11 protein-coding genes are annotated in these 13,599 nt (G+C 37.7%); 7 read left to right on the top strand and 4 right to left on the bottom strand.

The window, feature by feature from the left end:
• The 6 genes from BMW36_RS16505 to BMW36_RS16485 all read left to right on the top strand — a co-directional run.
• The coding region (locus tag BMW36_RS16505) for an RNA-guided endonuclease TnpB family protein (RefSeq protein ID WP_139180333.1) at positions 1-520 on the top strand (520 nt) is incomplete at its 5' end.
• A gap of 188 nt (positions 521-708) precedes the next feature.
• The gene (sspO, locus tag BMW36_RS16500; RefSeq protein ID WP_089743140.1) at positions 709-864 is read left to right on the top strand and encodes a small acid-soluble spore protein O; all 156 of its coding nucleotides are present in this window, start codon (positions 709-711) and stop codon (positions 862-864) included.
• Between the two features lie 372 nt (positions 865-1,236).
• Positions 1,237-1,785: an NAD-dependent epimerase/dehydratase family protein gene (locus BMW36_RS20665; protein WP_245711725.1), complete on the top strand. Its 549-nt coding sequence runs from the start codon at positions 1,237-1,239 to the stop codon at positions 1,783-1,785.
• Positions 1,746-2,249 carry a Rossmann-fold NAD(P)-binding domain-containing protein gene (locus tag BMW36_RS20660; RefSeq protein ID WP_245711724.1) on the top strand — a complete coding sequence of 168 codons (504 nt, stop codon included), beginning with the start codon at positions 1,746-1,748 and terminating at the stop codon, positions 2,247-2,249. Before BMW36_RS20665 ends, BMW36_RS20660 begins: the two co-directional genes overlap by 40 nt.
• A gap of 63 nt (positions 2,250-2,312) precedes the next feature.
• A complete protein-coding gene (locus BMW36_RS16490; RefSeq protein ID WP_089743139.1) occupies positions 2,313-3,068 on the top strand; it encodes an alpha/beta hydrolase family protein in 756 nt (251 codons plus the stop codon).
• 315 nt (positions 3,069-3,383) lie between these two features.
• On the top strand, positions 3,384-6,128 hold the full coding sequence (locus BMW36_RS16485; protein WP_089743137.1) for a GTP-binding protein: 2,745 nt from the start codon (positions 3,384-3,386) through the stop codon (positions 6,126-6,128).
• Positions 6,129-6,428: 300 nt separating this feature from the next.
• Here BMW36_RS16485 and BMW36_RS16480 read toward each other — a convergent pair whose 3' ends face one another.
• The 3 genes from BMW36_RS16480 to BMW36_RS16470 all read right to left on the bottom strand — a co-directional run bounded on the left by BMW36_RS16480 (position 6,429) and on the right by BMW36_RS16470 (position 10,310).
• Positions 6,429-7,889: an aldehyde dehydrogenase family protein gene (locus BMW36_RS16480; RefSeq protein ID WP_089743135.1), complete on the bottom strand. Its 1,461-nt coding sequence runs from the start codon at positions 7,887-7,889 to the stop codon at positions 6,429-6,431.
• Positions 7,890-7,901: 12 nt separating this feature from the next.
• Positions 7,902-8,759: a methyl-accepting chemotaxis protein gene (locus tag BMW36_RS16475; RefSeq protein ID WP_089743133.1), complete on the bottom strand. Its 858-nt coding sequence runs from the start codon at positions 8,757-8,759 to the stop codon at positions 7,902-7,904.
• Positions 8,760-9,458: 699 nt separating this feature from the next.
• Positions 9,459-10,310 carry a CvfB family protein gene (locus BMW36_RS16470; RefSeq protein WP_089743131.1) on the bottom strand — a complete coding sequence of 284 codons (852 nt, stop codon included), beginning with the start codon at positions 10,308-10,310 and terminating at the stop codon, positions 9,459-9,461.
• Between the two features lie 585 nt (positions 10,311-10,895).
• On the opposite strand from BMW36_RS16470, the gene BMW36_RS16465 reads away from it, so the two are divergent.
• On the top strand, positions 10,896-12,545 hold the full coding sequence (locus tag BMW36_RS16465; protein ID WP_089743129.1) for a catalase: 1,650 nt from the start codon (positions 10,896-10,898) through the stop codon (positions 12,543-12,545).
• Between the two features lie 110 nt (positions 12,546-12,655).
• Here the strand turns inward: BMW36_RS16465 and BMW36_RS16460 are convergent, their stop codons facing one another.
• Positions 12,656-13,447 carry a YqcI/YcgG family protein gene (locus tag BMW36_RS16460; protein WP_089743127.1) on the bottom strand — a complete coding sequence of 264 codons (792 nt, stop codon included), beginning with the start codon at positions 13,445-13,447 and terminating at the stop codon, positions 12,656-12,658.
• Between the last annotated feature and the right edge of the window lie 152 nt (positions 13,448-13,599).

The following is a 13,599-nucleotide window of genomic DNA, read 5'->3' as shown; positions in this document are numbered from 1 at the left end:
CAACCGTTATTTTAAATCGCTAGAGCAAAAATTAACAAAGGCTCAACAGGTCCTTTCAAGACGAGTCCTCGGCTCTAGCAACTGGAACAAACAACGAATCAAAGTGGCTCGTATCCATGAGAAAATCGAAAACAAACGTACTGATTTCTTGCATAAAACTTCTACCGATATGATCAAAAACCACGATGTTATTGGAATGGAGAGTCTGCAAGTGTCTCATATGATGAAAAACAAAAAAACAGCTCAAGCTATCTCGGATGTGTCTTGGTATAAATTCAAAGTCATGTTGGAATACAAGGCAAAATGGTACGGCAAGACAGTGGTGGAAGTGAGTAAGACCTTCCCTAGCTCTCAGTTGTGCTCGAGCTGCGGCTATAAAAATAAAGACGTTAAAGATCTCCATTTGCGTGAGTGGACTTGCGAATGTGGAGCCCATCACCAAAGAGATATTAACGCAGGACAAAATCTTAGAAATGAAGCGATAAGACTTCTAACCGTCGGTGCGACGGGGATAGCCTAATCATAACTGGCGGGTGCGCTGGTGTTCTTAGGAATCCCCCACTTCAAACAGTTCGCAAGAGCAGTTAAGTGGCGGGTAGTTCAAGGTACTTAACTACGAATATAACACCAATGAGTGCGCATAGACAACCTGTAAGCGCGCATAAATCGCGAGGATTTAGCCAGACTATTTGCGTGGAGGTGAGAAGGATGGGTAAAGAGCGAAAAAGAAGACAAGAAAGTAATACGAATGATGAGCAGGCTGTCCGAAAAGATTTGTCCCGCCAATTTGATCATGAATTTGCCAATGAGCCGCTGTCTCAAGCTGAAAAAGCGAACAATAAGAAGACGAAAAAACGTCAGTAATTTACATCCGTAATTACCAGCGAGCATAGGGCACCCCCAAACAAATAGACAAATGGTATGATTTCTACTGTAGAAGAGGACAGTGCAAATCATACTGTTTTTTTTTTGCGGCAAAATATGGGAGATAATCTGGAATTTCTCTTTTTCTTTTTCGTAGTACCAATTAAAAAACTGTCTATTGACTCTGAAAGTTAATTTAGTATATCTGGGAAACTGAAGCCTGTTATAAAAGAGATGTAGTAATTATCATATGATGCATAATAATTATCATGATTTTGACAATTGCCAAAGAATAGGGAAGCTAGCTCCAATAATACACTTTCATTATGTTAGAATGAGAGTAAGTCTGATATAGAAAAGGAAGTGTATGCCATGAAAGTACTATTTATCGGAGGTACAGGACTCATTAGCAGTGCCTCTACGCAATTAGCAGTTCAGCAAGGAATAGATCTCTATTTGCTTACGCGCGGAAATAGAGATGCTTGTGTACCGGAAGAAGCTACCTTACTTCATGGAGATATTAATAATCGTGAAGAAATGAAAACGCTGTTAAAGGATAAGCATTTTGATGTGGTGGTTAATTGGATCAATTTTTCTCCTGAAGATATAGAGCGGGATATCGACTATTTCAGCGGGAAAACGGATCAATATATTTTTATTAGTACGGTCGCTACATATCAAAGACCGCCTGCCTTTTATAAGCTGGATGAATCAACACCGCAGCATAATCCGGTTTGGGATTATGCTGTAAATAAGATTGCAAGTGAGGAAAGGCTGATTAAGGAATTCCGAAGCAATTCTTTTCCTATTACCATCGTACGGCCATCCCATACATACGGTGAAACTACTATCCCTTTTGCAATTACAAGTGGTGCCCATCCATGGACACTTGTCGATCGTATCGAAAAAGGAAAAAAATAATAATACCCGGTGACGGAACTTCTTTATGGACTATTACACACAATAGTGATTTTGCAAAAGGGTTAATAGGATTATTCGGTAATTCACAAACGATTGGTCATGCTTTTCATATCACGTCTGACGAAGTGAAGACATGGAACCAGTATCTTAACGTGATAGGAAATGCGGTAGGCGTAGAGCCAAAGCCTGTCCATATGACTTCAGAGTGTATCTCTCTGTTCATGCCTGAATTTAAGGGGCAATTGTTTGGTGATATAAGCAACAGTTATGTTGTTGATAACCGAAAGATTAAGACATTTGTTCCGACGTATATGGCAACAACAAATTTTGAAAAGGGGATTCGCCAATCCATTAACTATTTTAGAAACAATCCGCAATTGCAAACGATTGATGAACAATTAAATGAGCAGATGGATAAGGCAATTTCCTCTTATGAGGCATTTTTAGCTAATATTAAAAAATAACAGTAAAACTATTGAGAGATGATAAATTTAGAAATGAACCTGTTAAATTATGGAGGTATGGAGATGAGCAGTTATCATATAGAAACGGTGAAGATTTACCATAACGGAAGGGAAATTCATGGTGTTTCTTACATGCCTGATCGTAAGGAGAAATGTCCTGTTGTTATTTTCAGCCACGGTTTTAATGGTACACATGCAGATTTTACGATGAATAGTGAATATTTAGCAAAAAATGGAATCGCGGGATTTTGCTTTGATTTTTGCGGTGGTTCCGTAAATTCCAAGAGTGACCTTAATACAGAAGAAATGACCATCTTTACAGAAAAAGAGGATTTGTGTGCAGTGATAGATACAATTAAAAATTGGGAGAGCATTGATCCTGATCATATCTTTTTATTTGGAGGAAGTATGGGAGGACTAGTATCGGCATTAGTTGCGGATGAATTTGCAGCAGATATTAACGGACTTCTATTGCTGTTCCCCGCACTATGCATTGCAAAAGACTGGAATAAACGGTTTCCGACACTTGATAGCATCCCGGATACATATGATTTATGGGGAGTTCAATTAGGTAGAAGATTTTTTGAATCGATTCACGGGTATAATGTATTTGATCATATTGGAAAATTTAATAAAGACGTGTTAATATTCCATGGAGATCAGGATGAAGTAGTACCCCTTGAATATGGGTCAAAGGCAGAGAAATTATACCCTCATGCAGGAATCGAAGTGTTCCGAGGAGAAGGTCACGGCTTTTCGGAGTCTGGAAATAATAGAGTTGCTGAGATGACATTAGAATTTGTGAAAACCAATATTTAACTTACCTGGAGACTTAGTGATCTCCATAAAGTAAGTTTTTCAGGAGGTGAGACAGGGAATAATTCCTTGTCTCATTTTTTAAGATTCGACCTTCCATAGAGGGTATTCCAGAGTGCGATCTGGCAAATCGTCAGGCTACACTCCTTTTCGAGTTGAATCTGCTTGAAAGCCTGTTAACATGAGGTGATACAGAAATGTATTCTAATTGATAAATGAATGAAATATTGTACAAGTTGATGTTTGTTAAAATGGAGGGGCATAGTTTAAACTTTTTACTGAATTTTATTTTAAATCAGGTAATAGGGAGGTAAAGAAATGGCATTGGAAGAACAATTAATAAATAAATCCTATTATCATACATTTACTGAAGGTAATCATAATGTGGAGCCGATAAGGATACTAAGTGAACTATATAAAGAGGAACAACAAAAAGAGATGCCTGATTTATCCTATATCCGCTTTGCGCAGGGAGAAGTGTATTTTCTTAATCAGGATTATGAGGCGGCCATTTTCAAATGGGAAAATGTTGATAATGAATTAAAGCCTTGGGCACAGAAGAATATAGCTGATGCTCATGTGAAAATGAATCTGCTTGCCATTGCGGATGATTATTATAAAGCTGTGGAAACAGATTCTGATGTATTAAAAACTGAAGTGCTGCTGCAACTATTTTCACTATACATACAGCTCGACAATTATAAAAATGCCGTTGATTCCATTAAGCAGGCAGTTGATACAAATCCGGACTATCCGGATGTAACCGATATGGCCAGAATGTACTTTGAAGAACAGCAAGACTGGGGCAATGCTGTTGAGCTTGCGGTAAATGAGGCGAAGCGAACTGAAGGGTTATCATGGTTTGTAGTATTGGAGGGTTATGCAGAACAAGGGTATACGGAAAATCTTCCCCCGAATTACTTTGTTGAAGTATTATTAACCCTTTACCATATTGACCAGAATCGTTTTGAAAGTTTAACAAATGCCTTATGGGAGAGTTATAAACAAAATGATTATTATTTCACATGGCTAGAAGAAATCAATAATCTCCTTTCGAGCATTGAGCCTGGACAGTCACATGTATGGAGCAAGCTTTCCAATCAATATAAACTAACATACTTTGAATTATTGAATGGCAATTATTTAATTAAAGAATTCTCTTATTTAATATCTAGTCACTTAATTAACTGGATGAAAATTGCTGTAACATCAGATGTCGCATTAGCCTCCTCGGCTGCACTTGCATGGAGTGAGATTTATCCATCAAATATCGATAAGTCAGGTGTAGATATGGCGAAACACTTTTTAAATAACTCAGAACGTTATCCTGATGGGTTAAATGATGGATTGAGGCTCTTTAAGTCGATCATGAAATGGGCGAATGATGAAGGGGTGGTACTGGATAAACGTTACCCATTCTTCGTAAAGGAATTGGAAGATATAGAGAATTTCCATATTATTCTTACAGGTACTGAGATGAGTGGTAAGTCAGCTCTTGTAAATATGCTAATTAGTGATGATCTGTCAGATGATACTACTAATGCTGGAGTTTTTTACAAAGATGCAGATAACGCGAAAATTGTTGCAGTTAGAGAGGATGAGGAAAAAAGTATCGCGGAACATAGTGAATATAAGGAAGCGAAAAAAGACGAGCAGACATTTATTTCTTGTGAAATGCCTGTAGCCTTTTTACAGGAAAATCAGCTTAGTTTGATTGACGTTCCGGAAATTACTGGTAATGATTTTGAAAATAACGTAAATAAACATTACCTTAACTTGGCAGACAGCATAATGTTTGTATTAAATGCTGACTCAAATATGACTGGTAACGAACTTGATAAAGCTGTGAGGGTAAAGGAAAAGGCACCTCACATCCCTATCCATTTTTTATTATGCAAAATGGAGGGTAATACGGATGACTGCGAAGCAATCGAACGGACGGAAAGAATAACTTCAAGGATACATGGTTATTTTCCAGAATCGAAAATCTTCATCTTTTCCCAAAACGATGATAGAAAAGATCTCATAGACAAGTTTTCGGTGTTTATAAACTCGATTAAGTATGGACATAACCTGAAAGAGGAGCGTACAACTAAACTTCTCTATTATATTAAAAGGTCGCTTGCGTTTTTGTTTGATAAGCGGGAAGAAGTAGAGCTTTCCTTAGTGAAAAATATTGAATGGAATGAAGAAAAAGTTACTAAATTGAAGGGTGCCCAAAATCAATTAGGGGACATCGAAGAACATTCGGTACGTATCATTAGAAATTCCTATCAAACTATTATAAAAAAATGGAGAAATGACCTGGCAAAAAGGCTTCCGGAGCTGGCCCGGCAATGCGCTGATGTAGTTAAAGAAGATAGCGACCTAGGAATCATTCATACGGAGATTAATACTGCAATAAATAAAAGGATCAATCAATATATTGAAGAATTAGTTTTACCTGAATTATATACCGAACTTCAGGAATGGATTGCTGCCAGCGAAAGGGAGCTTGGTGAGAGCCGTACTTACCTCAGAGAGATGAGTGAGAGTTTTAATGATCTATTTGGTGAAGAGAAGATATATTTCGAATGTGATAGCAAGGTACTTGATGATTGGCATCGTGATATTACCCGTATGACTAGGAAAAATATCCAGCTGACGAATGCTGCCTTTATCAATCATTACACCATTTCACCATTTTTATGGAAGAGTGCTGGAAAAGTTGCTGGGGCTTTTTTAAAAAATAAAGAAGCCCTTCATCATAAATATCAGCAAATTATTGAAAGGAAAGACTACAGTAAAACAACTGAAAACATTATTAATGAATTTCTGCAGCAATTTGAAATATTCGAAAGATCACTGGAACGGGATATTAACATGTTCTTTACTGATTCTTACAGAGTATTAAGTGAAACTTTGACAGAAACATATAGTGAGATCGAGGAAAATAAAAATGTACTAAGTGATATACGTGATCAACCTGAGATATACTTTAATCCAATTACTCTGTTTGAAATAAAACTCCGACAATATGAATGGATGAGTATTGCTGGTGAACAAATATATGAAAAAAGTTGATTTATTAAGTATGAGGATCTGCCTTATAGGTGGGTCCTTTTTTATTGATTGAGAGATTTTCGAGCAAAGTTTACACAGACTTAGTTTCTTTTAGTCATAAATAAGGGAGATATGACCATTATTTGTGGTAATTTCCAACTGGGGACACTTATTATCAAACTCTGTGGTGGAAGAGAATTTCGAAGTATGTGTACACTGGTGAGTATTCTACTGCAATCACAGTAAGGGCATAATAGAAAAGGGATAACTCTTTCACATAGAAAAGATTACCCCCTTTTTTTAAGCTATATGATTACGAACTTATGAATAAGGATATTGTTTACGATTATGTTGGATAGAAATCCACTTTGTTGTCGTAAAGGCGTCTAAACTCCATTCCCCATTAAGTCGACCCACGCCTGAGTTTTTCATCCCGCCAAAAGCAACATTTGGTTCATCATTAATGGTCCCGTCATTGATATGAATCATTCCAGTTTCCATCTGCTTAGCGAGTTGTGCTGCTCTTTCGATATTTTGTGAATGAACTGCACCGCTTAAGCCATATAGCGTGTCGTTTACAATTTCAAGTATTTCATCGTCATTTGCTGCTTTTATTAAACTGACTACCGGAGCGAAAATTTCCTCTTTTGCTATCGTCATTTCTTTTGTTACATTACCGAATACAACCGGCTCAACAACATTTCCTTTTACTTCACCTTTGATTAAAGGTTCTGCTCCTTCATTGATAGCCATTTGAATTAGCTTCACAGTATTCTTTACTTGTTTCTCATTAATAAGAGGACCGATAATTGTTTTCTCATCGTTTGGGTCTCCGCATGTTAATGTCGACACTTTAGCTATATATTTTTCAACAAAAGTTTCATACACATCTTCATGAATGATGATACGATTAGCAGACATACAAATTTGTCCTTGATGTGTAAAACGGCTAAAGACAGCGGCACTAACTGCTAGATCCATATCGGCATCATCTAATACAATTAGGCCACTATTTCCACCTAATTCAAGATGAACTTCTTTTAAATTTTTACCTGCAACACTACCAATATGACGACCGATTTGAGTAGAACCTGTAAATGAGATTGATTTTGGAATCGGATGTTCAACAAACGCATCACCAATTTCAGAGATCTCTGTTGTAACAACATTTAGTAAGCCTTTTGGTAAACCTGCTTCTTCAAACAATTTTGCTATCAGCGTTCCGCCTGTTATTACAGTGTGTTCATGGGGTTTTAACACGACACCATTTCCAGCTGCTAAAGCAGGTGCTACTGATTTCATTGATAAAAAGAACGGGAAATTAAATGGGCTTATCACACCAACAACCCCTACAGGTACTCGATATACTCTGTTTTCTTTTCCGTCAGTTACAGATGGCAGGATCTTTCCTTCCATTCTGAATGGAAAAGTGGCTGCCTCTTTTACCATATCCTTTACCAGGCCAATTTCAAATTCGGCTTTTAAACGAGTTCCACCAATCTCTCTAATTATGATATCAACGATCGCTTCGTGCCTTTTTTCGATAACCTTAACCATTTTTTCAAAAACTTCACGTTGCACCGCTGGATTTGTTTTTTCCCAATCTTTTTGTGCTTTTTTTGCTGCTTGATAGGCAGAATCAACATCCTCTTTACTGGCTGCCTGATAACGTGCTATTAATTCACCATTATAAGGATTTCTGTTTTCTATTTGTAGACTGCTACTGCCTTCTTGCCAATTACCACCTATGTATTGGCTATTTAATTGTTTTAATTCTGCCATTAATAATTCCTCCTAGTTGTCTCTTACTTCTACGTTATTCTGTGCAAGGTCAGCTAGCACTTGAACATGTGAGCTCACTTCTTGCATGGTTGCTGTTAATTCTTCAATGGAAGCCGCTTGTGAGTCTGACTGCTCATTTACATTCTGGATTCGTTCATTCAAGTTTTTAATAGCATCTTGAATTTCGGTTGTAATCGATTGAATTTCACTAGCATGATCTTTGGAGTTCGTTGCCATTTTTCGAATCTCTTGAGCTACTACTGAGAACCCTTTGCCATGTTCTCCCGCTCGAGCAGATTCGATAGCAGCATTAAGTCCCAGTAAATTGCTCTGATCCGCAATTTCTTTTACCACATTGGACATTTTTTCTATAGTACCAGCACTATCACTCACTGTGTTTGCTCTTTCAGATACATGCTGAATATCAGCAGAAAGTGAACTAATAGCCTGAGCCATTTCTTCAACTGTTTTCGTCACCTCATTCATCATTGTTGATAAATTATTTGAGGTTTCATTTAATTTCTGATCATCCGCAATACTTTGACCGACTCCTATACCACCTATTACATTACCTGCTTCATCATGCAACGGGATAGCTCGCGCAATTAAGTGAACACCAAATAATTCTGGTGGAACCGCAGTTGCTTGATTCTTATTTTCCCTAATTGCACTTGTTACAATGTCGCCTTCCATTAATGGATCACCCGGGTTTACATTAAGAGAAAAATTCTTTGCTGGAAAGTTAATGACTAATTTTTCTGTGTCATAGATTCCAATGGTTATGTCATCATTTACAAGTGTTTGCAAAAAGGGAGCTACCTTTACAAATGCCTGTAACAATGGATGATATTCTTCTGTATTTATTTGCATGTTATGCCTCCTTATCACACACTCTATAATCTTACTTATTCCAAACTATATTATCGGATCAGTTTAATAATATTGAAGTAAGGTTAAATTTCCCAAGAACATATGTAAGGGGTTTTCCACTTGCTGTAGACGAGATTAAACAAATATGATATTTTTTTCTTCTGACCATTTTATGGACCTATCTATTTCCAATTCATTATCTAAAACGGAAAATTTCATGAATGTTCATCTCCTTTCTACCTGTCACAAAAATTGAACAGCAATCCTTCATACCAGGAGCTTCAGCAGGAATTTGATTAAATGGCTGAGAGAATTATCAGTAACGGTAAGCTGGATCAATCATAGGAAGCTTTGTATATAATGCCGCCAGATGGTTTTCGAGCATATGAATTATATAGGCTGAGTAAAACAACGAAATAACAGGATAAAATGCTAGAATAGAAGAATTCTCAGGAGAAGGTCGAGGTGTTCAGAAGCAGGTAATTAAAGAGTGGGAGTTGACAGTTGAATTTTCAGATGTGAATAATTAATATCGTTATATACTGAGGGCATTAACATTGACAAACTGGTTTTATCACGGTGTAGCCCGTCCGTAAAACCTCCAAATTAAAATGTGACCATAATTAAGGTAGTTTGGTGGGGTTAAATGGACGGCCTATCCGTTTTGGTATAAGTATAAAGACGCTCAGAAAAATTGTTTTATTTAGAGATTAAATAAGTTTTCCCGTCACGCTGTTCAATCTTTCCTTCTTTCATTAATTTACCCAACGCACGTTTAAATGCAGCCTTACTAATGTTAAATGTACCACGGATATCCTCCGGGTCACTTTTGTCGGAGAATGGAATAATGCCATTGTTTTCTTCTAAACGTAACAGTATCTCATCAGCATCTCCACCCATGCTGTGTTGTTTCAGGGGTCTCAGCGATACATTTAATGTACCATCATGTTTCACTTCAATGACGCGGCCTTCCACAAGTTCTCCTAAGCGAGGTTCTTCTTTTCGCTCAGTGTGGTGGATAAACCCCCGATACCCTTCTTCTGTGATACAGGCAGAACCCTCTCTATCTGTGCGGTAGATGCGACCACTGATTGTTTCATTTAACAGATTTTCATGTGCAGGCTCAAATAATTCTCTTTCAAAAACGCCTTCTGTTGCAGGGATTGCGAGCAGGCGCCCTTTTCGATCTTTGCCTAGAGAAACATACAGTTTATCGCCTTTCGTTGGCCATACACTTTCAAATAGTGGCAGGTCATCTTTTGATAAAAGGATTTCTTTTGATGTACCAATATCAACAAATACTCCTAAATGTGGTAAAACTTCTACAACTTCTGCCCAGCCATATATATTAATTTGAATGGATGGTAATTGTGTAGTTGCAACAGTTTGTCCTTTTTTATCCTGATAAAGAAATACATCAACAGATTGCTCAGCCTCAAGTTCTGTATCTGTTTCATTATGATGGAGGAGTATGTCACCATCTAAAACATAACCTGTTTCAATTTTTCGCAGTACCTCCAAGGTTTGTATTGTGCCTATTTGGTTAATCATGTTAAGACCTTCCTTCCTCTTTTATATGTATTGGAAAAGGGGTACTCTTACTATAAGAGTACCCCTTTGATTTATAAAGTAACACATAAGATTTAATATTATTTTATCTCCCGATAATTCGGGTGGGAAATTTCATTAATAGAATTTCACTTTACCGCGGTACATGTTCCACTGGGTATTTTCTAACTTAAGCAACGTAAGCCCTACCTGCTCTTACGTCCTTGCGACCCCTTAGTCGCGCCAGTGTGAATAAGCATCTTGAAAAAAACTTTACGTAGAATGCCAGAAACACTTATTTATTACTTTACTATTGTTAACCTTACTATAATCTCATAAAAAGTAGTAAATGTCAAATCTTAAACACCTAGTTAATTTTAGATTATAAGTTACAGATATCCATTCGAGGAAGGATAAAGTTATCGCTTCAAATTATTTGCAATCATACCAAGATATAAATTATGATAACTATAGTATTGATTATAATTTTAAATTAATAACAATTATAATCAATAAATAACCTTGTTATGGATGAAATGATAAATTTCAGGAAAGATAAGGTTGATTAATTTTAAGGAGGTTTTTATTTTGGCAGAGAACAAAGATGTGAATGCTTCAAATGAAAAAGACGTAAAACGTGAGAAGTTGACAACACGCCAGGGTCATCCGGTTAAGGATAACCAAAACATCCGTACAATTGGCAATCGTGGACCAGCCACACTGGAGAATTATCATTTCATTGAGAAAATTTCCCATTTTGATCGGGAAGAAGTTCCTGAGCGTGTTGTTCACGCGAGAGGATCAGGAGCGTTTGGTTATTTTGAAACATATGGAAAAGTTGGAGATGAACCTGTAGAGAAGTATACACGTGCGAAAGTGTTCTCTGGTGCTGGTAAAAGAACACCTTTAATGGTTCGTTTTTCGACAGTTGCCGGTGCTAAGGATTCACCTGAAACAGCACGGGATCCACGCGGCTTTGCTGTGAAGATGTATACGGAAGATGGGAATTGGGATTTAGTAGGGAACAACTTGAAGATCTTCTTTATCCGGGATGCGATGAAATTCCCTGATATGATTCATGCTTTTAAAGCGGATCCAGCTTCAAATGTACCTAATCCTGAGCGAATGTTTGACTTTGTTTCCCGCTCACCGGAAGCAACACATATGATAACATTTGTTTTCTCTCCATGGGGAATTCCAGCGACATACCGTCACATGCAAGGTTCTGGTGTAAATACTTACAAATGGGTAAATGACAAGGGCGAAGCGGTATTGGTAAAATATCATTGGGAGCCGAAACAGGGTATTCGGAATTTGACGCAAGAAGAAGCGGATGCTATCCAGGCGAAGAATGTCGGTCATGCAACACAGGATCTTTATGAAGCAATAGAGAATGGCGATTATCCGGAATGGGAACTTTTTGTACAAATTATGGAGGACGGCTATCATCCGGAACTGGACTTTGATCCGCTTGATGATACAAAGTTATGGCCTGAAGATAAGTTTCCTTGGCTGCCGGTAGGCCGTATGGTTCTTGATCGTAATCCGGTTGATTTTCATGCAGAAATTGAACAAGCTGCGTTTGGTACTGGCGTGCTTGTGGATGGTATGGACTTTTCGGATGATAAGATGCTTCAGGGGCGGACATTTTCATATTCTGACACACAAAGATACCGTGTAGGAGCAAACTATTTAAAACTTCCCGTAAATGCTCCAAAGGTACCAGTTCGTACAAATCAGGAGCGCGGTCAAATGGATACCCGAGATCCGAAAGAATCTGGAGACAATCCTCATATTAATTATGAGCCATCAATGATCGGGGGCTTTGAGGAATCAGGGAAAGAAGAGCGACCTCCTCATGAACCTGAATATAATGCAGCGGCTATGAGTGCACCAATTGACCGACCTAATAATTATGGTCAAGCAGGGGATACTTATAGAAGTTTCGAAGATTGGGAACGCGATGAACTAATCAAAAATTTATCGGAAGCTCTGGCTATTTGTGATAAACGAATCCAGGATGCTATGATTTATCACTTTACTCAGGCTGATGAAGACTATGGTCGCCGAGTGAAGGAAGGTATTGAAAAGGTAATGAAGGAAACTGAGAAAATGAAAAAGGAAAACCAGGTTCCTGGTCGTGAATCTGGCAAGACTAAATTTGGTGAAGGCACTTTAGATGCTAATCAAGCAACAAAAGATGCTGTTAAGAAAAGCCATGAGGCGGATCCTTATTAAAGGAGAAGAATGCTGCTTTTTTAGAATTAGTATAATAGATTTTGTTATAAAAAGGTAAGCTCAAGAAATGAGCTTACCTTTTTATCGCGGAACTTACTTCTGTACTACCATCACCTTATGTCGCTTTCTTGAAATTTATCAAACGGTAATTGCCGTTTGATATCTTCCCCTTGAAAAATGTGATGAAAGGGACATTTTGCAAGTCTGGTCTTATCATCACGTAAGAAATACTGCTTCCATTCGTAGTTATCCTCTTCACCATACGTATTAAGGTCGGGATGTATCTCGATGGAATCATAGTTTTTAATACGCTCTCTAACACGCTTTTTAATTTTTGCTGCAGGGATGTCAGCCTTATTAAAGTTTTCTAAGACCCATCTGGGGGTAATTGCAAGCATCATCGTTTCAAAATTCCTGCTTTGACGATTCTTATGGGCAGGTGTGGCACAATACATAAAATACCTTTCACCGTGAAAGCAATATTCCCATATTGGGAGATGTGGCTCAATTGGAATACTTCCTGGCCACTTTTTTTCATCAAGGTATGTTAATAAACTTAATTGCTGCCAAAATAATTGTTCATATTTCTCAACTGTATATATCCGTTTGGCTTCTTCAGGTAATTGGTAAAATACAATCAGAGAAGTATAAGGACCGAAATCCTTAGATTTTTCAGTATACTTTTTTAGTAGTTTTGCCAAATCGCTGATGGTTGATTGCTTTCCGGGATCACCGATAAAGCCATATCGCAGCTGATTCGTTGAAAAACCAATCGTAGCAGGTATACACGGAAAGAGGCTTGTTTTATCAATCATTTTGGTTTCGAATTTTTGCAGAACTGTCTTCTGCCAATCATTTAAATTATTTCGGTCGGCAGGGCTATCTTTATATAAAGTACTCATCCGAATCACCTCCTGTGGCACAATATAATGTATTCCGCCTTATAGGCATTCGGTGTCGCACAGAATAAAAATGGGCTTGTTCCTTTAAAGAATAGTGAAGCGAACGGGATTATAGGGATCACTGGGATAACTTCCGATATTCTATAAGCTAG

The organism is Gracilibacillus ureilyticus (genome assembly GCF_900111195.1).
Lineage (GTDB): Bacteria > Bacillota > Bacilli > Bacillales > Amphibacillaceae > Gracilibacillus > Gracilibacillus ureilyticus.
This window is presented reverse-complemented; position numbering and strand designations above follow the sequence as displayed.